This is a genomic window from Streptomyces sp. NPDC088910 (assembly GCF_044749865.1).
GTDB lineage: Bacteria > Actinomycetota > Actinomycetes > Streptomycetales > Streptomycetaceae > Actinacidiphila.
On sequence record NZ_JBIVIV010000011.1, the window covers coordinates 49,553 to 67,434 of the forward strand.

Here is a 17,882-nt window from a genome sequence, read left to right on the forward strand (position 1 = left end):
ACCCGGCGACGGGAGGGCTTCCCGCCCCGGCCCCACAGGGGCGGGAAGCCCTCCTCGCCGCATCGGTGAAGGCGGCACCGCGTTCGCCGTCGCCACGGACACGCTCTAGAGGTCGATGACGACCTTGCCCCGCACGTGCCTGCCGGCCTGGAGTTCGGCAGCGCGGCGGATCCGCTCGACCGGGAAGGTCTCCGCGATCGGCACCCGGAGCCGGCCCGCGGCGACCAGGCGGGCGATCTCGTCCAGAGCGCCGGGAGCCGCGTTCGCGCCGTTGGCCGCGGGCACCCCGTCGACCTGCGCGGCGATGGCGCAGACGCGACCGTCCGGGACGCCGAGTTCCCTGGCGGCGTGCACGGTCTCCACACCGTGCAGGTCGACGGCGGCCGTGACGCCGCCAGGAGCGAGCGATCGGACCCGGTCGGCCAGGCCGTCGCCGTAGACGACCGGCTCCGCCCCGAGCTCGCGCAGATAGTCGGCCGACGCCGCCGATCCCGTCCCGATCACGCGCGCTCCCGCGATCCGGGCCAGTTGGACGGCGAAGACCCCGACCCCGCCCGCCGCGCCGCCGATCAGCACGGTGTCGCCCGGGCCCGGATCGATGACGGCGAGGGCGGCGGATGCCGTACGGCCGGCGATCGTGAGGGTGGCGGCGGTACGGTCGTCGACGCCGTCGGGCGTGTGATGAGCCTCGTTCGCCGCCGTCCCCCCGGCCGGGTCGATCACCACGAAGTCGGCGACCGCGCGGGACAGGGCGCCCCCGAACACCCGGTCGCCGGGGGCGAACCCGCTCACCTCGGCACCGACCTGGTCGACCACTCCCGCGTAGTCGGTGCCGAACCCGGCCGGCAGGCTCAGGCCGAACCGGGCGGCGGTGTCCGCGTCGGCGGTCATGATCCAGTCCATCGGATTCAGACCGGCCGCGGTGACCCGTACGCGGATCTGTCCCGGCCCGGCTTGCGGGGCGGGAACCTCGCGGACCTCCAGGGCCTCGGGGCCGCCGAACGACTCGAGCCGGACCGCCCTGCTCCCGTCCGCGGGAGGCTGATCGCTCTGTGCCTTCATGTGCGCCTGTCTCCTTGGGACCGAGGGAACACACCGAAACGGACTATGCTCCGTTTACATGAATGACCGTAACATAAACGGAGCGCGATCCGTTTTGGCGGACGCGGAGCCCCGCGCGCCACGGGCGGACGCGGCCCGCAACCGCGACCAGTTGCTCGCGGTGGCGACCCGCGTGTTCATGTCGGCCGACGCCGAGTCGTCGATGCGGGCGATCGCCCGCGAGGCCGGGGTCGGGATCGCCACGCTCTACCGGCACTTCCCGACCCGCGAGTCGCTGGTCGACGCGGTCTACCAGGATCAGGTCGTACGACTGACGACCGGTGCCCGCGAGCTGCTCGGTCAGCTGCCCCCGGCCGCGGCGATGCGGCGCTGGACGGACCTGTTCGGCGACTGGATCGCGACCAAGAACGGCATGCTCGACACGCTCCTCGCGATGATCGAGTCGGGCGAGATCACCCATGCGCGGACCCGGACCGAGCTGCTGACGGCCATCACGACGATGCTCGACGCGGGTAGTGCGGCGGGCGACCTCCGCTCCGACGTCACCGCCGAGGACATCGCCGCCGCCCTCATCGGCATCTTCACCGTGGCCCCCCGGCCCGGGCGCGAGGCCAAGGCCGGCCGCCTGCTGGACCTGCTGATGGACGGCCTGTCGCCCGCCGCCCGGCCGAGCCGCGCCGAAGACTGAGTCGGCGTCAGCCGTGTCGGCGTGCCGCGCCGAAGGCTGACCGGGTCAACCTCGCCGGTCTGCCGCGCCGAAGGGATCGCGGGACCCGGGCCGGCCCCCACTGCCGACCCGGGGTCCCGCGATGGTGCCGATCACCGTACGTCGACGGTGATCTTCCACCCCGCGATGGCATGGCAGGACATGACACCGGGGGTGGCGCCGGGGCAGGCGCGCCGGAACCCGCTCAGTTCGGCGGTGCCCACCCGCGCGCCTCGGTAGACGCCGGGAGAGATCTCGGAGAGGGCGGCGCCCCGCTCGCCGGGCGGCCGGTCGCCGGGGGCGGTGGCGACCCGCAGGGTGCTGCCGACACTCAGGCAGACCTCGCGGCCTTCGGCCCCGCCGCCGGGCGTGACCGTGACGTCACCGCAGACCGGCCGGGTGCTGCTGTCGCTCGGATCGGGCGACCCGACACGTACGCCGCTCGCGCTTCCGCAACCGGCCACCAGCAGTACGGCGGCGGCAGCGGCGAATGTCCGAGCGCGCATCGTGTCCTCCTCCGGCGGCCGGTTCGGGGTCCGGTCATGGATGGGACGCAGCCGGACGCCACCGGGTTCCCTCCCGCCCGGAGGGTCCGGGGCCCCGTCGGGAACGCGGCGCGGGCCGCCTCGGGAAATCGGGGCCCAGGCGCGCTCGAAGGTTCGCTCAGCGCTCGGTGATGCGGCCGTCGGCGACCTCGACGCGGCGGGTCGTGTGCACGGCGTCCAGCATCCGCCGGTCGTGGGTGACCAGCAGCAGCGTGCCCTCGTACGCGGCCAGCGCCGCTTCGAGCTGTTCGATCGCGGGCAGGTCGAGATGGTTGGTCGGCTCGTCGAGGACCAGGAGATTGACGCCGCGGGCCTGGAGCAGCGCCAGCGCGGCGCGGGTGCGCTCGCCGGGCGAGAGGGTCGCGGCGGGGCGCAGCACATGGGCGGCCTTGAGGCCGAATTTGGCGAGAAGCGTACGGATCTCGGCCGGATCCATGTCGGGCGCCGGGGCGCGGAAGGCGTCGAGGAGCGGTTCCTGCCCGCGGAAGAGGCCGCGGGCCTGGTCGACCTCGCCGACCAGGACGCCGGGGCCGAGCGCGCTGTGGCCCTCGTCCAGCGGGAGGCGGCCGAGCAGCGCGGCGAGCAGGGTGGACTTGCCCGAGCCGTTGGCGCCGGTGATGGCCACCCGGTCGGCCCAGTCGATCTGGAGGTCGACCGGCCCGAAGGCGAAGTCGCCGCGGCGCACGCGGGCGCCGCGCAGGGTGGCCACCACGGCGCCCGAGCGGGGCGCGGCGGCGATCTCCATCCGCAGTTCCCACTCCTTGCGCGGCTCCTCGACCACGTCCAGGCGCTCGATCATCCGGTCGGTCTGCCGGGCCTTGGCGGCCTGCTTCTCGCTGCCCTCGGCGCGCGCCTTGCGGGCGATCTTGTCGTGGTCGGGCGCCTTGCGCATGGCGTTCCTGACGCCCTTGTCCATCCAGCCGCGCTGCATGCGCGCCCGCGCTTCGAGTCCGGCCTTGGTGTCGGCGTACTCGTCGTACTCCTCGCGGGCGTGCCGCCGGGCCGTCTCGCGTTCCTCCAGATAGGCGGTGTAGCCGCCGCCGAAGGTGCTGACCTGCTGCTGGGCGAGGTCCAGCTCCACCACGCGGGTGACGGTGCGGGTGAGGAATTCGCGGTCGTGGCTGACCAGGACCGTACCGGCGCGCAGGCCGCCGACGAATTTCTCCAGCCGTTCCAGGCCGTCGAGGTCGAGGTCGTTGGTGGGCTCGTCCAGCAGGAAGACGTCGTAGCGGCTGAGCAGCAGCGAGGCGAGTCCCGCGCGGGCGGCCTGGCCGCCGGAGAGCGAGAACATCGGCTGGTCCAGGTCGACGCCGAGGCCGAGCGAGGCGGCGGCCTCCTCGGCGCGTTCGTCCAGGTCGGCGCCGCCGAGGGCCAGCCAGCGGTCGAGTCCAGTCGCGTACGCGTCGTCGGCGCCCGGAGCCTCGTCCACCAGCGCCTGGGTGGCGGCGTCCAGGGCCGCCTGGGCGGCGGTGACCCCGGTGCGGCGGCTCAGGAACTCCCGCACGCTCTCCCCGCCCGGCAGCCGCTCGGGCTCCTGCGGCAGATGCCCGACGGTGGCGGTGGCCGGGCTGAGCCGCAGCGTCCCGTCCTCGGGCGTGTCGAGCCCGGCGAGCAGCCGCAGCAGCGTGGACTTGCCCGCGCCGTTGGCGCCGACCAGACCGATGACGTCGCCGGGGGCGACGACCAGGTCCAGGCCGGAGAACAGGACACGGTCGCCGTGTCCGGCGGCGAGATTCTTGGCGACGAGAGTGGCACTCATAAGAGAGCGGAGTTTATCGGGTGCGACGGGAGGCGGGCGAAGGGCTTTCACGGCGGGCGGCGGAGGCTTGCCCTCCGGTCGGCGGAGGGCTTGCCTCCGGTCGGGCCAAGGGCTGTCGCCGGGTCTCGCCGTGCCGACGGGTCCGGCTCGACGCGAGGTGGGTGGCCGGTGCAGCCATATTGGCTGGTTGCCTTCTTACGCCGCCTTAACCTACGGTTGCGTAACTTACGTAGGCGTAGGTGCGAATCTCCGCTGCACCCGCAGGCCGTGCGTATGTGCCCGTGGATCCGTCCGCGGCGCCGTACGACCGACTGATCGCATGTCGCGTACGTACGTCCGTACGATCCGTACAGCCCGTGCGGGTCCCGTACACCCCCGTCCCATGTCCGTCCCCTCTCCCGTCCCCAGGAGCCCCCGTGACCTTGACCTCGCCCGACCGTGCCCAACCCGACGTCTGGAGCGACGCGACGCTGCTCTACGCGCTGGAGGAGGTCGTCGAGCGGGAGCTCAACCGGCACCTCGGCGTGGCCAAGGAGTGGATGCCGCACGAGTACGTGCCGTGGAGCGACGGCCGCAATTTCGACGGAATAATGGGGGGCGAAGCCTGGGCCCCCGAGCAGTCCAAGGTCACGGACGTCGGCCGGATCTCCCTCGTGGTCAATCTGCTCACCGAGGACAATCTGCCCAGCTACCACCACGAGATCGCGACACTCTTCGGCCGTGACGGCGCCTGGGGCACCTGGGTGCACCGCTGGACCGCCGAGGAGGGCCGGCACGCGATCGTCATGCGCGACTACCTGCTGACCAGCCGCGCCGTCGACCCGGTCGAGCTGGAACGGTTCCGCATGCAGCACATGTCGGAGGGCTTCGAGCACGACCACCGGCACAGCATGGTCCACTCCGTGGCGTACGTCGCCTTCCAGGAGCTGGCCACCCGCGTCTCGCACCGCAACACCGGACACCAGTCGGGTGACCCCGTGTGCGACCGGATGCTCGCCAGGATCGCCACCGACGAGAACCTGCACATGGTCTTCTACCGGAATCTCCTGGCCGCCGCCCTCGAGCTCGCCCCCGACCTCGCCATGCGGGCCATCCGTGACGTCGTCGTCGAATTCCGCATGCCGGGACACGGCATGCCCGGCTTCGAGCGGGCCGCCGCCCGCATGGCCATCGGCGGCATCTACAACCTCCGCATCCACCACGACGACGTCCTCCAGCCCGTCCTGCGCCACCTCAAGGTCCTCGAGATCTCCGGTCTCGGCCCCGAGGGCCTTCAGGCCCAGCAGGAGCTCGGCCTCTTCATGGGCGGCCTCAACGAGCAGGCCACCCGCTTCGACGAGCGCCGCGAAGCCCTTCTCGCCCGCCGCGCCGCCCGCGCCTAATCCCCTTCGGGCCGCGCCCCTAAGACGTCCACCTCCCGAAGGTGGGCGCTCTGGGGGCGCGGCCCCGCGCGATTGTCTTACCGAGGTCGGTACGCCCGATCTTTTAGGGGGCGCGGGGAACTGCGCGCTCAGCCACGACGGTGGCGCGGCCTGAAAACCGCCCCCAGCGGGGCAGTTGCTATCAGTATTCGGGCCGCAGGCCCGGTGGGGGCCGGTCGCGCTGTTCCTCGCACCCCTGATGGGACCCGGCTCCCGAGCCGTGCGGGCCCTGGACGGCACGCCCGGTCTTTTCAGGGGCGCGGGGAACGGCGCGACCAGCCAGGGACGACGTGCACGTCACCACCGCCCCCAGCGGGGCACCGGCTGTCGCAGGGACACCGACCCGGTGGAGGTGGGAAACAATCATGCACGCATGCTTGATTGTTGCGGGCCCCGCCTGCCACCCTCGTGGCCATGGCCGATCCGCAGTCCGTCCGTACCGTCCTGGCCGATCTGAGAGCGGAGAGCGACGCGCTCGACGACGTGGTGGCCGGGCTGGAGCCCGAGCAGTGGGCGAGGCCGACACCGGCCGAAGGCTGGACCGTTGCGCACCAGATCGCGCATCTGGCCTGGACGGACGCCCAGGCGCTGCTGGCGGTCAAGGACGCGGAGGCGTTCGCCCGCGAGGTCGGCGACGCGGCGGCGCGGCTGGACGCGTACGTGGAGGACGGCGCCCGGGAGGGCGCGATCCTGCCGCCGCCGGAGCTGCTGGAGAGGTGGCGGTCGGGCAGAGCCCGGCTCTGGGCGACCCTGACCGGCGAACCGCCGGGCAGCCGCTTCCCCTGGTACGGGCCGCCGATGAGCACGGCGTCGATGGCGACGGGCCGCCTGATGGAGACATGGGCCCACGGCGAGGACATCGCCGACGCGCTCGGCGTCGAGCGCTCACCGACCCACCGCCTGTGGCACGTCGCCCGAATCGCCTTCAGGGCACGGGACTTCGCCTTCGCGGTGCACGGCCGCACCCCGCCCGGCACGGAATTCCGCCTCGAACTGACGGCGCCCGACGGCGCCTTGTGGACCTTCGGCCCGGACGAGGCCGAGCAGCGCGTGACCGGCCCCGCACTGGACTTCTGCCTGCTGGCGGTGCGTCGCAGGCACCGCGACGACGTGGCGGTACGGGCCCAAGGCCCGGACGCGGACGCGTGGTTGTCGATCGTGCAGGCATTCGCGGGCCCGCCGGGCAAGGGACGGCCGCCGCGCGGCGGCGCGGAGGGGAGCACGTCATGACGCAGGTCGACATACGCGGAGCGGACTTCGCCGAGCGGCGGGCCGCGATGCTGGAACGGCTGGCCGAGGTCGAGGCGGGGCACGCCGCCGCGCTGGCCGGTGGCGGCGAGAAGTACCAGGAGCGGCACCGGAATCGCGGCAAGCTGCTGGCACGGGAGCGGATCGAGCTGCTGCTCGACCCGGACACACCGTTCCTCGAACTGTCCCCGCTGGCCGGCTGGGGCAGCGACTTCGCGGTGGGCGCCTCCCTCGTGACCGGCATCGGCGTGGTCGAGGGCGTGGAGTGCCTGATCACGGCCAACGACCCGACGGTGCGCGGCGGCGCCAGCAACCCGTGGACGCTGAAGAAGGCGCTGCGGGCGAACGAGATCGCCTTCGCCAACCGCCTGCCGGTGATCAGCCTGGTGGAGTCGGGCGGCGCGGACCTGCCCAGCCAGAAGGAGATCTTCATCCCCGGCGGCGCCCTCTTCCGCGACCTGACGCGGCTGTCGGCGGCCGGAATCCCCACGGTGGCCGTGGTGTTCGGCAATTCGACGGCGGGCGGCGCGTACATCCCGGGCATGTCCGACCACGTCATCATGGTCAAGGAGCGGTCCAAGGTCTTCCTCGGCGGGCCGCCCCTGGTGAAGATGGCGACCGGCGAGGAGAGCGACGACGAATCGCTCGGCGGCGCCGACATGCACGCCCGGCGCTCCGGCCTGGCCGACTACTTCGCACTGGACGAGCTGGACGCGCTGCGTACCGCCCGGCGCGTCGTCGCCCGCCTCAACTGGCGTAAATCCGGGCCCGATCCGCGTCCTGACCCGCTGCCCCCCGCGTACGACGAGGAGGAGCTGCTGGGCATCGTGCCCGGCGATCTGCGCACCCCCTTCGACCCCCGCGAGGTCATCGCGCGGATCACGGACGCCTCGGCCTTCGACGAGTTCAAGCCGCTCTACGGGCCGAGCCTGGCCACCGGCTGGGCGGAGGTGCACGGCTATCCGGTCGGAATCCTCGCCAACGCGCAGGGCGTGCTGTTCAGCGAGGAGTCGCAGAAGGCGGCGCAGTTCATCCAACTCGCCAACCAGCGCGACATTCCGCTGCTCTTCCTGCACAACACCACCGGCTACATGGTGGGCCGCGAGTACGAGCAGGGCGGCATCATCAAGCACGGCGCGATGATGATCAACGCGGTCGCCAACTCGCGCGTCCCGCACATCTCGGTTCTGATCGGGGCGAGTTACGGCGCCGGGCACTACGGCATGTGCGGCCGGGCCTTCGATCCGCGGTTCCTCTTCGCGTGGCCGAGCGCCAAGTCCGCGGTGATGGGTCCCGCGCAGCTCGCCGGGGTGCTGTCCATCGTGGCCCGGCAGTCGGCGGCGGCGAAGGGCCGTCCCTACGACGAGGAGGGCGACGCCGCGCTGCGGGCGATGGTGGAGCAGCAGATCGAGGCCGAGTCGCTGCCGATGTTCCTGTCGGGACGGCTCTACGACGACGGCGTGATCGACCCGCGCGACACCCGTACGGTGCTCGGCCTGTGCCTTTCCGCCGTCCATGGCGCGCCGATCGAGGGCGCCAGGGGCGGCTTCGGCGTCTTCCGGATGTGAGGGGTCCCTTTCCGATGACCGATTCGAGCAGCGCTTCGCCGAGCGGGGACTTCACCGCTGACGGGCAGTCACCTCCAATGCGCCACAAGGACATCGGCTCCGTGCTGGTGGCCAACCGGGGCGAGATCGCGCGCCGTGTCTTCCGGACCTGCCGCACGCTCGGCATCGCCACGGTGGCGGTGTACGCGGACGCCGACGCGGACGCGGCACACGTCGCGGAGGCCGACGCGGCGGTACGGCTGCCGGGAAACGCGCCCGCCGACACGTATCTGCGGGCCGATCTGCTGGTCGCGGCAGCGCTCGCGGCGGGCGCGGACGCCGTGCATCCGGGCTATGGATTCCTGTCGGAGAACGCGGAGTTCGCGCGGGCGGTGGAGGCGGCGGGGCTGGTGTGGATCGGTCCGCCGCCGGACGCGGTCGAGGCGATGGGGTCCAAGACGCGGGCCAAGGAGTTGATGGCCGCGGCGGGCGTACCGCTGTTCTCCGCGCTCGATCCCGCGCAGGTCACGGCCGCGGACCTGCCGCTGCTGGTGAAGGCGTCCGCGGGCGGCGGCGGTCGCGGCATGCGGGTCGTACGCGAACTGGACGCGCTGAAGAGCGAGTTGGCCGCCGCGAAGTCGGAGGCCGCAGCCGCCTTCGGTGACGGCGAGGTGTTCGTCGAGCCGTACGCGGAGGGGGCCAGGCACGTCGAGGTGCAGGTGCTGGCCGACGCGCACGGCACGGTGTGGGTGCTGGGCGAGCGCGACTGTTCGCTCCAGCGGCGGCACCAGAAGGTGATCGAGGAGACCCCGGCCCCGGGTCTGGGCGACGAGGTGCGCCGCACGCTGCACGAGTCCGCCGCCCGCGCGGCGCGCTCGATCGGCTACACGGGCGCGGGCACCGTGGAGTTCCTGGTCGCGCGGGACGGGCGTCCGTACTTCCTGGAGATGAACACCCGTCTCCAGGTGGAGCATCCGGTCACCGAGTGCGTCACCGGGCTCGACCTCGTCGCGCTCCAGATCCGTGTCGCCGAGGGGGCCGCGCTGCCGCCCTCGCCCCCGCGGCCGCACGGCCACGCGGTGGAGGCCAGGCTCTACGCGGAGGACCCGGCCCGCGGCTGGCAGCCGCAGCCGGGCGCGCTGCATCTGTTCGAACTGCCGGGCGTGGACGCCGAATTCGCCGTGACGCCGGGGCTCGACGCGGGGTTGCGGCTGGACGCGGGGGTGAGCGGCGGCGAGACGATCGGCGTCCACTACGACCCGATGCTCGCCAAGGTGATCGCCTGGGCGCCGACCCGCGCCGAGGCCGTACGCCGTCTCGCGTACGCGCTGGAGCGGGCCCGGCTGCACGGCCCCGTCACCAACCGCGACCTGCTCGTACGGGTGCTGCGGCACCCGGACTTCGCCGCCGCGCGGCTGGACACCGGCTTCCTGGAGCGCCGCCTGGACGCGCTCATCGGGGCGTCGGGGGCGACCACGGACGCGCCGGGGCCGGCCGACGGGGACGGCGGCCCCGTGCGGTTCGCGGCGCTGGCCGCCGCGCTCGCCGACGCGGCCGGGCGTACGTCGGCGCGCGGGCCGGTGCCGGTCCGGCTCGGCGGGTGGCGGAACGTTCCGTCGCAGCCGCAGGTGAAACGCTTCCGCAGCGAGCCGGACGGCCGGGAGTACGAGGTCGGTTACCGGCTCGGCCGCGCCGGTCTGGAGGCGACCGGCGCCGACGGTATCCGGCTGGTGTCGGCGTCGGCCCGGCGTGTCGTCCTCGACATCGACGGTGTGCGGCGGGTGTTCGACGTCGCCGCCTACGCCGAACGGGTGTTCGTCGATTCCCCGTTCGTGTCATGCGCTCTGACCGCTCTGCCCCGCTTCACCGCCCCGGAGGATCTGACGCCGCGGGGTTCGCTGCTTGCGCCGATGCCCGGCACGGTCATCCGGATAGGTGAATTCTCACCGGGCGACCGGGTCGAAAAAGGCCGCCCGCTGCTCTGGCTCGAAGCGATGAAGATGGAACACGTGATCGCCGCTCCCGCCACCGGGACACTCACGGAGCTCACCGCCGAGGTCGGCCGACAGGTCGACGTCGGCGCCGTACTCGCCGTCGTCAAGGAGGAAACCACGCCATGAGCACCGTTCAGGGAACCTTCGACAGCGCCTTGCTGGAAAGCGACGAGCGGCGCGCCCTGCGCAAGGCCGTCGGGGACCTCGCCCGCCGCTACGGTCGTGAATATTTCTCGGCCACCGTACGTGCGGGCAAGCACACCGACGAGTTGTGGCAGGAGGCGGGCGGCCTCGGATACCTCGGGGTCAACCTGCCTGAGGAGTACGGCGGCGGGGGCGGCGGTCTGGCGGAACTGTCCATCGTGCTGGAGGAGTTGGGGGCGGCTGGCTGCCCGCTGCTGCTGCTCGTCGTCTCCCCCGCGATCTGCGGCACGGTCATCGCCCGCTTCGGCACCGACGAGCAGAAGCGGCGCTGGCTGCCCGGGATCGCCGACGGCTCGCTGCGGATGGCCTTCGGCATCACCGAACCGGACGCCGGGTCCAACTCGCACCGCATCACCACCACCGCGCGGCGCGACCCCGACACCGGCGGGTGGCGGCTGACCGGCCGCAAGGTCTTCATATCCGGTGTCGACATCGCCGACGCCACACTGATCGTCGGCCGCACCGAGGACGCCCGCACCGGCAAGCTCAAGCCCTGCCTGTTCATCGTGGACCGGGAGACACCGGGCTTCGAATTCCGGCAGATCGAGATGGAGTTGGCCGCACCCGAGAAGCAGTTCCAGCTCTTCCTCGACGATGTCGCGCTACCTGCGGAAGCGCTCGTCGGCGACGAGGACGCCGGCCTGCTCCAGCTCTTCGCGGGGCTCAACCCGGAGCGGATCATGACCGCCGCCTTCTCCATCGGGATGGGCCGCTACGCCCTGGACAAGGCGGTCGAGTACGCCAAGTCCCGGCAGGTGTGGCAGGCTCCCATCGGCTCCCACCAGGCGATAGCGCACCCGCTCGCCCAGGCCCACATCGAGCTGGAACTGGCCCGGTTGATGATGCAGAAGGCCGCCTACCTCTACGACGCGGGCGACGACATGGGCGCGGGCGAGGCCGCGAACATGGCGAAGTACGCGGCGGCCGAAGCCGGCGCCAAGGCCGTCGACCAGGCCGTGCACACCCTCGGCGGCAACGGCCTCACCGCCGAGTACGGTCTCGCCTCGCTGCTGACCGCGTCCCGTGTCGGCCGGATAGCCCCGGTCAGCCGGGAGATGATCCTCAACTTCGTCTCGCACCACACACTGGGACTGCCGAAGTCCTACTGACGACACACCGCCGAGGAGGCGCCCGTGACCACCGCACCACTTCGCACCCGCGCCGCAGCGCCCTTCCGCGCGGTCGCGCGGACCACGGAGGGCGCCGCCACCAGCACCGAACGGCCGGACCCGTCATGGACCTGGTGACCGACCGCTCCCCCAAACAGGACCGCAGCCGCGCCACCCGTCGGCGGATACTGGAGGCCGCCGTCTCGTGCCTCGCCGAGCACGGCTGGTCGGGCAGCACCGTCGCCGTGGTGTGCGCCCGCGCCGGTGTCTCCAGAGGGGCGGCCCAGCACCACTTCCGCACCCGCGAGGAGCTGTTCACCGCGGCCATCGCGCACATGGCCGAGGAGTGGGTCGCCGCCGTCAGAGAGCGCGCCCTGGCCCTCCCCCGCGCGGGCCACGACCGCACCTACGCCGTCGTCGACATGCTGGTCGCGGTCCACACCGGCCCGCTGTTCCGGGCCGCTCTCCACCTGTGGGTGGCCGCCTCCGACGAGGAACAGCTCCGCCCCCGCGTCGCCGCGCTGGAGTCCCGGATCGGCCGCGAGGCCCACCGCCTGGCGGTCGAATTCCTCGGCGCCGACGAATCCCTGCCCGGCGTCAGGGAGACCGTCCAGGCCACCCTCGACATGGCCCGCGGCCTCGGCCTCGCCAACCTCCTCAGCGACGACTCCGCCCGCCGCGCGGGAATCGTCCGCCAGTGGTCCCGCGTCCTCGACACGGTCCTGCGCGAACAGCCCTAGCGGCGGCCGGAGTCGGCGCCCGGCCTGCGGGTGAGGGCGGGATCAGTGCAGGGAGGCGTCGGCGGGTCCGGAGGAGAGGCGGGTGAAGTGGACGCGCAGGCCGGGGCGTTGGGGCGCGCAGCAGAACAGACCCGCGCGGGCGTCGGCGGCGGGGTCGAGCCAGGCCAGGCGGATGGTGCGCCAGGGGTCGTCGGCGCGGCGGGCGCGGACGGTCACGGCGTCGCCCGAGCGGCTGACCCGGACGGTCACCTCCTGGCCCGCCCAGTCCGGGACCGGGGCGAGGGACCAGTCGGAGGTGCCGTGGGTGACGACGGCGCCGACCTGGGGCGAACCGTCGGAGATCTCGACGCCCGCCTTGATCCAGGACTCGGCGTCGACGCGCACCAGGACACCGGCCTGGTCGTACAGCTCGGTGAAGTCGGCGACGAAGGTGACCTCGATGGCGGTGCCGGACGGGAAGGGGGTGAGCAGCGCGTGGCCGTCGTCGCGGACGAAGCCGTAGCTGGTGGTGCGCCAGAAGTCGCTGCCCTCGTTGGCGGTGACGTGCAGACCGGTGCTGTCGGCGACGGCCTCGGCGGGCGGGTTGAGCCAGGTCGCGTCGGACCAGGGGATGTCATGGTCGATCGGAGAGGTCACGGAAGTACCGCCATTCGTTGCCACAGGGTCGATAGCCGAGCCACCGGTTGACGGCCAGCATCGCGGCGTTGCCGTCGTCGTTGCTGGTGAACGCCTCGGTGTAGCCCGCGGCGCGGGCTCGGTGCAGGGAGTGGGCCTTGGCGGCCTTGGCCAGTCCGCGGCCCCGGAAGGCCCGGCGGGTGCCGGTGCCCCCCGACCAGTAGCGGTCGTGGCCGTCGGTCTGGACGTTGACGACCGCGGCGACCACACCGTCCACGACGGCGACCGTCGTCAGGTCGTGGTCGTAGTCGGACCGGTCCCAGGAGGTGGCGCGCCAGTCCGCGTAGCCGGGGACGCCGGTGGCGACATCGCCCGGCTCGTCCTCGATGGTCTCGGCGTCGGCCTCGTACACCGGGCGCGGGTCGGCGGCGTAGTCCGACGCGGGGCGCAGCAGCACGCCGGGCGGCAGCGGGGGCACGCCGGGCAGCGGGGCGCCGGGGGTGAGGTCGAGGCGGAGGAAGCTCGCGGACCGGCCGCGCCGGTAGCCGTGCCGGGCGGCGAAGGCGTGCGCCGAGGGCTCGTCGATCGCCCACGCGTAGACGGTGCTCGCCCCGAGGCCGGCGACATGGGACTCGGCGGCGGCCAGCAGAGCGCCGCCGATGCCCCGGCCGCGCTCCCCCGCGCGCACGTTCAGATTGACGAAGGCCATTCCGGGGGTGTCGTTGTCCGCGAAGAGCCCGGCTCTCGCACTGCCGACGATCCGGCCGTCGCCGGTCTCCGCGACGAGCATCAGGAAACGTGTTTTCTCGGGTGCGTCGGTGACCTGCGCGTGCACGGTCCGCGCGGTCGTCACCATGTACGGGACGGTCTCGCGGCCCACGGCGGCGACGGCTTCGGCGTCCGCCGGGCCGTACTGTCTGATGATCACCTTCACGGTCCCGCACCCTACGCGGCGCCGCCGCGTACCGCCCCCGAATTTCCGGCTCACCTGGGCAGAGGCTCCCGCCGGGCCCGTCCGAGGTGGATGCTGGAGGTGAGGGAGATGGCACGGATGCGCAGAAGCGGATACGAACCCGTCCAGGCGCGCAGCCCGCTGCGGCTGCGGCTGGGGCTCGCGCTGTGCGGTGTGGTCTGGGGTACCGCGGCGGCCGTGGGCTTCGCGCTCGCCGGTCTGCCGGTCTGGGCCGCGGTACTGGCCGCCGTCGCGCTGCTGGCCGCGATCGACGCCGTCCTGGTCGTCCGCCGCATGCGGCAGGGCTCGCGCTACCAGCCGAGCCGCACGACCCCGCCGTACCGCCCGGCGGCGCCGCACGCGGGAAAGCACTGAGGACCGGTCCGGCGACCGCGGGCGCGGGCACGCGCCCGGGACAAGCGAAAGGGCCCGGCACCTGAGTGCCGGACCCTTCCTCTTCAGTAGCGGGGACAGGATTTGAACCTGCGACCTCTGGGTTATGAGCCCAGCGAGCTACCGAGCTGCTCCACCCCGCGTCGATGAACACCACCCTACGGGGTGCCGGCGCTCACACCAAATCGATGCGATGGCCGCCGCGCGCACAGGGCGCCGGGAGGTTTGGCGGGGGCGCCGCCGCGCCAGGTAGGGATCATGAGCACATCTGGATCAGGACCGAACACGGCAGCGAACGCAATCCCGGCCGTCACCCTCTCCGACGAGGTGCGGGACGCCGTCGCGAGCGGCGCGCCCGTGGTGGCGCTGGAGTCGACGATCATCGCGCACGGCCTGCCACGGCCGCGCAATTTGGGGGTGGCACGCGAGCTGGAGGAGATCGTCCGGGAGCAGGGCGCGGTGCCCGCGACCGTGGCGGTACTCGACGGGGTGCCGCGGGTGGGGCTCACCAAGGAGCAGGTGGAGCGGGTCGCCGAGGACGCGTCGCTGCGCAAGCTGGGGTTCCGGGACCTGGCGCCCGCGCTGGCGGCGGGTGCGAGCGGGGCGACGACCGTGTCGGGGACGGCGTTCCTGGCCGCGCGGGCCGGAATCCGGGTGTTCGGTACGGGCGGCCTCGGCGGGGTGCACCGCGACTGGGTGACCGTGCAGGACGAGTCGGCCGACCTGGGGCTGCTGGCCAGGACGCGGATCACGGTGGTGTGCGCGGGCGTGAAGTCGATCCTGGACGTGCCCGCGACGCTCCAGCGGCTGGAGACCCTGGGCATCGGCGTGCTCGGCTTCGGCACCGACCGCTTCCCCGGTTTCTACCTCAGCGACTCCGGTGAGCCCGTGGACTGGACGGTCGAGTCCGCGCGGCAGGTCGCGGACGTGATGGCCGCGCAGGACGCGCTGGGCGGGCACGACTCGGCGCTGATCGTCGCCAATCCGGTGCCGCGGGAGCTTCAGCTCGACCCGGAGCTGCACGACCGGGTGCTGGCGGACGCGCTCGCCGCCGCCGAGGCCGGGGGTGTCACAGGACAGGCGATCACGCCGTTCCTGCTGGGCTACCTCACCGAGCACACCGGCGGCGCGTCCCTGGAGTCCAACCTCGCGGCCGTACGCGGCAATGTCCGGCTCGCGGCCGGGATCGCGGTGCGCTGGTCGCAGCGCGCATGACCGGCGACAGCGCCGGACCGGGCGACGGGACGGGACCGGCGGACGACATGAGACGGTCGGACGGCACGGGACGGTCAGATGGCGCGAGGCCGTCCGACAGCGCCGGACCCGCCGCTGTGGAGCCGGTGCCTTCCGGACTCCTCGTCGTCGGCGATGTCGTCACCGACGTGGTGGCGCGGCACGCGCGGCCCCTCGCCGCCGACACCGACACCGCCGCCCGGATCGCGGTGCGGCCGGGCGGCGCGGGGGCCAACGTGGCCTGCTGGGCGGCCGGTCGGGGCGCGCGAGTGCGGCTGCTGGCCCGCGCGGGCGCCGACTCCGCCGACTGGCACCGCGCCGCGCTGGAGGCCGCGGGCGTGGAGCCGGTGCTGCGGGTCGACGACGAGGCGCCGACGGCCGTGGTGATCGCCCTGGTCGACGCGGCGGCCGAACGGACCCTGGTCACCGACAGCGGCGCCGCCTTCCGGCTCGGCCCCGCCGACTGGGACGAGGCGCTGCTGGACGGCATGGGGCACGTCCACCTCTCCGGCTATCTCTACTTCTCCGAGTGGGGACGCGAGTTGGCGGCCGTGGTCACCGAGGCGGCGCGCGCCCGGTCGCTGCCGGTGAGCGTCGATCCGGCCTCCGCCGGTTTCCTGCGCGAGGCGGGCGTGGCCCGTTTCCTGGCCGACGTGGCAGGTACGGATCTGCTGCTGCCCAACGACGCGGAGGCGGCGCTGCTGTCCGGTGTGCCCGAACCGGCCCGCGCGGCGGCCGAGTTGAGCGCGGCGCGCGGCGGCGGCACGGTCGTGGTCACCCTCGGCGCGGGCGGCGCGCTGGCCGCCGTGAACGGCGAGGTGACGGTACGGGTGCCCTGCGTCCCGGCCGTCGCGGTGGACACCACGGGCGCCGGAGACGCCTTCACCGGCGGCCTGTTGGCCGCCCGTCTCGCGGGCGCGGACCTCGCCGCGTCGCTCGCGGCGGGCTGCCGCACCGGAGCGGAGGCGGTGACCGTGGTCGGCGGGCGGCCGGAGACGTAATGGGGGGGCCGTCGGAACGCGCCCCCGCCGTAACGTCGCGGACCGCCCGACCGGCGCCGTCAGATGGCGTCCCACGGCGCGGACTCGTACAACTCCCCCACCCGCGCCAGGAGTTCGGACCGCGTGGGCAGCGGGACGCCGTCGATCTCCGAAATGACCGCTGTGCCGCGCGAGTTGGCCAGGAAGGCGCCGTCGTACGACCCCACGTCGGTGAGCCGCAGCGGGCGGCGGTCCTGCGGGACACCGGCCCGTACGAGTTCACGCTCCAGGACCTGGAGGGTGATGCCGCGCAGATGCGGGGCGGCGTCCGGCCAGACGACGGTGTCGCCGTCGATGAAGCCGACGTTGGTGATGGCGCCCTCGGCGATCTCGCCGCCGGGACCGGCCAACAGCGCCTCGTCGTACCCCCCTGCGGCCACCTGGCGGCCGAAGTACGCCTGCCCGAAGCCGCCGACGTGCTTGAGGTGGGCGGCCGGGCGCTGGTAGGGCACCGACTTGAGGCGCTTGAGGCCGGGTTCGACACCGGCGGGCGGGCGGACGGCGACCATGACGGCGACCGGCTCGTCGGCGCCCTCCACCGGCTGGAAGACGTTGACCCGCACGGAGGCGTCCGCGCGCCCCGACCCGGCCAGCGCGTGCCGCACGTGCGCCCGAACGCGCTCGCCGTCCAGGCCCGCGCCGAACAGCTCCCGCGTGGCGGCGTCGAGGCGTTCGACGTGGAACGCCAGGCCGCGCACCTTTCCGCCGCGTACCTGCATCGCCGTGAAGTGGCCGTAGCCGCCGAGCGCGGGCGCGATGGCCTCCACCGTCGCGGCCCGGCCGTCGATCTCGATGAACGGTGATTGCGTCATGACCTCACCCTAGGCACGCCCGCCCTTCCGGCACACAGGCCCGTCAGCCAGCCAGCGCGGCAGTCAGGTCCAGCTCGACCAACTGCGCGGTGAAGCCGAGCTGTGCCACCCCGAGCAGGGTGCTCGCGGTGTCGAAGGCGCCGCCCAGCGGCGAGGCGTTCAGCGCGTCCCACACCGTGGACAGCGTCTTGCGGTCGTCGCTCACCACGTAGATGACCGAGCGCACGACGTCGCCCGGCCCGGCGCCGACGGCTTCGAGCGCCGTCAGGGCGTTGGCGGCCACCTGGCGGGCCTGGGCGGCGTAGTCGCCGCGGCCGACGATCCGGCCCTCGGCGTCGAGCGGGCACTGACCGGCGAGGTAGGCGGTCCGCCCGGCCTCGACGACGGTGATGTGGTGGTAGCCGGGGGTCTGGTGGAGGGCGGGAGGATTGACGCGGGTGATGTGGGCGCTCATGGGTGGTGAGTCTGCCGGGGCGCGGGGGCCTGGGCCCACTCATTTTCG

At 73.3% G+C, this 17,882-nt stretch carries 17 protein-coding genes and 1 tRNA gene; 10 read left to right on the forward strand and 8 right to left on the reverse strand.

From position 1 onward, the window contains the following. Nucleotides 1-105 precede the first annotated feature (105 nt). On the reverse strand, nucleotides 106-1,062 hold the full coding sequence (locus ACIP4Z_RS24265; RefSeq protein WP_401311371.1) for an NADP-dependent oxidoreductase: 957 nt from the start codon (nucleotides 1,060-1,062) through the stop codon (nucleotides 106-108). Nucleotides 1,063-1,120: 58 nt separating this feature from the next. Here ACIP4Z_RS24265 and ACIP4Z_RS24270 point away from each other — a divergent pair, with 58 nt between their 5' ends. Beyond that, on the forward strand, nucleotides 1,121-1,750 hold the full coding sequence (locus ACIP4Z_RS24270) for a TetR family transcriptional regulator (protein WP_391051394.1): 630 nt from the start codon (nucleotides 1,121-1,123) through the stop codon (nucleotides 1,748-1,750). A gap of 131 nt (nucleotides 1,751-1,881) precedes the next feature. Here ACIP4Z_RS24270 and ACIP4Z_RS24275 read toward each other — a convergent pair whose 3' ends face one another. After that, complete coding sequence (locus ACIP4Z_RS24275; RefSeq protein WP_391051392.1) at nucleotides 1,882-2,274, reverse strand: hypothetical protein; 393 nt, start codon at nucleotides 2,272-2,274, stop codon at nucleotides 1,882-1,884. Between the two features lie 157 nt (nucleotides 2,275-2,431). Beyond that, nucleotides 2,432-4,072: an ATP-binding cassette domain-containing protein gene (locus ACIP4Z_RS24280; RefSeq protein WP_391119355.1), complete on the reverse strand. Its 1,641-nt coding sequence runs from the start codon at nucleotides 4,070-4,072 to the stop codon at nucleotides 2,432-2,434. A gap of 416 nt (nucleotides 4,073-4,488) precedes the next feature. Here ACIP4Z_RS24280 and ACIP4Z_RS24285 point away from each other — a divergent pair, with 416 nt between their 5' ends. From ACIP4Z_RS24285 to ACIP4Z_RS24310, 6 genes are all read left to right on the forward strand, one after another. Then, nucleotides 4,489-5,454 carry an acyl-ACP desaturase gene (locus tag ACIP4Z_RS24285; protein ID WP_355339410.1) on the forward strand — a complete coding sequence of 322 codons (966 nt, stop codon included), beginning with the start codon at nucleotides 4,489-4,491 and terminating at the stop codon, nucleotides 5,452-5,454. A gap of 453 nt (nucleotides 5,455-5,907) precedes the next feature. Continuing rightward, on the forward strand, nucleotides 5,908-6,723 hold the full coding sequence (locus ACIP4Z_RS24290; protein ID WP_401311375.1) for a TIGR03084 family metal-binding protein: 816 nt from the start codon (nucleotides 5,908-5,910) through the stop codon (nucleotides 6,721-6,723). Continuing rightward, the gene (locus ACIP4Z_RS24295) at nucleotides 6,720-8,309 is read left to right on the forward strand and encodes an acyl-CoA carboxylase subunit beta (RefSeq protein WP_401311378.1); all 1,590 of its coding nucleotides are present in this window, start codon (nucleotides 6,720-6,722) and stop codon (nucleotides 8,307-8,309) included. Before ACIP4Z_RS24290 ends, ACIP4Z_RS24295 begins: the two co-directional genes overlap by 4 nt. Nucleotides 8,310-8,386: 77 nt before the next feature. Beyond that, nucleotides 8,387-10,408: a biotin carboxylase N-terminal domain-containing protein gene (locus tag ACIP4Z_RS24300; protein WP_401311381.1), complete on the forward strand. Its 2,022-nt coding sequence runs from the start codon at nucleotides 8,387-8,389 to the stop codon at nucleotides 10,406-10,408. After that, entirely contained in the window at nucleotides 10,405-11,595 is a 1,191-nt protein-coding gene (locus ACIP4Z_RS24305; RefSeq protein ID WP_355339398.1) for an acyl-CoA dehydrogenase family protein, read from the forward strand. Before ACIP4Z_RS24300 ends, ACIP4Z_RS24305 begins: the two co-directional genes overlap by 4 nt. A 125-nt stretch (nucleotides 11,596-11,720) precedes the next feature. Continuing rightward, complete coding sequence (locus tag ACIP4Z_RS24310; protein WP_401311384.1) at nucleotides 11,721-12,335, forward strand: TetR/AcrR family transcriptional regulator; 615 nt, start codon at nucleotides 11,721-11,723, stop codon at nucleotides 12,333-12,335. Between the two features lie 42 nt (nucleotides 12,336-12,377). Here the strand turns inward: ACIP4Z_RS24310 and ACIP4Z_RS24315 are convergent, their stop codons facing one another. Both ACIP4Z_RS24315 and ACIP4Z_RS24320 read right to left on the reverse strand, forming a co-directional pair. Next, nucleotides 12,378-12,971 carry a DUF1349 domain-containing protein gene (locus ACIP4Z_RS24315; RefSeq protein WP_391051378.1) on the reverse strand — a complete coding sequence of 198 codons (594 nt, stop codon included), beginning with the start codon at nucleotides 12,969-12,971 and terminating at the stop codon, nucleotides 12,378-12,380. Continuing rightward, the gene (locus tag ACIP4Z_RS24320) at nucleotides 12,949-13,884 is read right to left on the reverse strand and encodes a GNAT family N-acetyltransferase (RefSeq protein WP_401311387.1); all 936 of its coding nucleotides are present in this window, start codon (nucleotides 13,882-13,884) and stop codon (nucleotides 12,949-12,951) included. The genes ACIP4Z_RS24315 and ACIP4Z_RS24320 overlap by 23 nt, the downstream gene beginning before the upstream one ends. Before the next feature lie 117 nt (nucleotides 13,885-14,001). On the opposite strand from ACIP4Z_RS24320, the gene ACIP4Z_RS24325 reads away from it, so the two are divergent. Then, nucleotides 14,002-14,277, forward strand: coding sequence for a DUF6343 family protein (locus tag ACIP4Z_RS24325; RefSeq protein WP_355339386.1), 276 nt, complete (start codon nucleotides 14,002-14,004; stop codon nucleotides 14,275-14,277). A gap of 87 nt (nucleotides 14,278-14,364) precedes the next feature. Here ACIP4Z_RS24325 and ACIP4Z_RS24330 read toward each other — a convergent pair. After that, nucleotides 14,365-14,438 (reverse strand) — tRNA-Met (locus ACIP4Z_RS24330). A 115-nt stretch (nucleotides 14,439-14,553) separates the two neighbouring features. Between ACIP4Z_RS24330 and ACIP4Z_RS24335 the strand changes: the two genes are divergently transcribed. Together ACIP4Z_RS24335 and ACIP4Z_RS24340 are read left to right on the forward strand one after the other, a co-directional pair. Then, nucleotides 14,554-15,510, forward strand: coding sequence for a pseudouridine-5'-phosphate glycosidase (locus ACIP4Z_RS24335; RefSeq protein ID WP_391051373.1), 957 nt, complete (start codon nucleotides 14,554-14,556; stop codon nucleotides 15,508-15,510). A gap of 125 nt (nucleotides 15,511-15,635) precedes the next feature. Next, nucleotides 15,636-16,529: a carbohydrate kinase family protein gene (locus ACIP4Z_RS24340; RefSeq protein WP_401311391.1), complete on the forward strand. Its 894-nt coding sequence runs from the start codon at nucleotides 15,636-15,638 to the stop codon at nucleotides 16,527-16,529. Between the two features lie 59 nt (nucleotides 16,530-16,588). On the opposite strand, the gene ACIP4Z_RS24345 is transcribed toward ACIP4Z_RS24340, so the two are convergent. Both ACIP4Z_RS24345 and ACIP4Z_RS24350 read right to left on the reverse strand, forming a co-directional pair. Then, a complete protein-coding gene (locus ACIP4Z_RS24345) occupies nucleotides 16,589-17,380 on the reverse strand; it encodes an aminotransferase class IV (protein ID WP_401311394.1) in 792 nt (263 codons plus the stop codon). 43 nt (nucleotides 17,381-17,423) lie between these two features. Beyond that, nucleotides 17,424-17,834, reverse strand: a complete 411-nt coding sequence (locus ACIP4Z_RS24350; protein WP_401311397.1) for a RidA family protein — start codon at nucleotides 17,832-17,834, stop codon at nucleotides 17,424-17,426. Nucleotides 17,835-17,882 lie beyond the last annotated feature (48 nt).

Coding starts and splice junctions, on each gene's coding strand:
- ACIP4Z_RS24265 (WP_401311371.1), bottom strand. CDS start 1,062: ATGAAGGCACAGAGCGATCAGCCTCCCGCGGACGGGAGCAGGGCGGTC.
- ACIP4Z_RS24270 (WP_391051394.1), top strand. CDS start 1,121: ATGAATGACCGTAACATAAACGGAGCGCGATCCGTTTTGGCGGACGCG.
- ACIP4Z_RS24275 (WP_391051392.1), bottom strand. CDS start 2,274: ATGCGCGCTCGGACATTCGCCGCTGCCGCCGCCGTACTGCTGGTGGCC.
- ACIP4Z_RS24280 (WP_391119355.1), bottom strand. CDS start 4,072: ATGAGTGCCACTCTCGTCGCCAAGAATCTCGCCGCCGGACACGGCGAC.
- ACIP4Z_RS24290 (WP_401311375.1), top strand. CDS start 5,908: ATGGCCGATCCGCAGTCCGTCCGTACCGTCCTGGCCGATCTGAGAGCG.
- ACIP4Z_RS24295 (WP_401311378.1), top strand. CDS start 6,720: ATGACGCAGGTCGACATACGCGGAGCGGACTTCGCCGAGCGGCGGGCC.
- ACIP4Z_RS24300 (WP_401311381.1), top strand. CDS start 8,387: ATGCGCCACAAGGACATCGGCTCCGTGCTGGTGGCCAACCGGGGCGAG.
- ACIP4Z_RS24305 (WP_355339398.1), top strand. CDS start 10,405: ATGAGCACCGTTCAGGGAACCTTCGACAGCGCCTTGCTGGAAAGCGAC.
- ACIP4Z_RS24310 (WP_401311384.1), top strand. CDS start 11,721: ATGGACCTGGTGACCGACCGCTCCCCCAAACAGGACCGCAGCCGCGCC.
- ACIP4Z_RS24325 (WP_355339386.1), top strand. CDS start 14,002: ATGCGCAGAAGCGGATACGAACCCGTCCAGGCGCGCAGCCCGCTGCGG.
- ACIP4Z_RS24335 (WP_391051373.1), top strand. CDS start 14,554: ATGAGCACATCTGGATCAGGACCGAACACGGCAGCGAACGCAATCCCG.
- ACIP4Z_RS24345 (WP_401311394.1), bottom strand. CDS start 17,380: ATGACGCAATCACCGTTCATCGAGATCGACGGCCGGGCCGCGACGGTG.
- ACIP4Z_RS24350 (WP_401311397.1), bottom strand. CDS start 17,834: ATGAGCGCCCACATCACCCGCGTCAATCCTCCCGCCCTCCACCAGACC.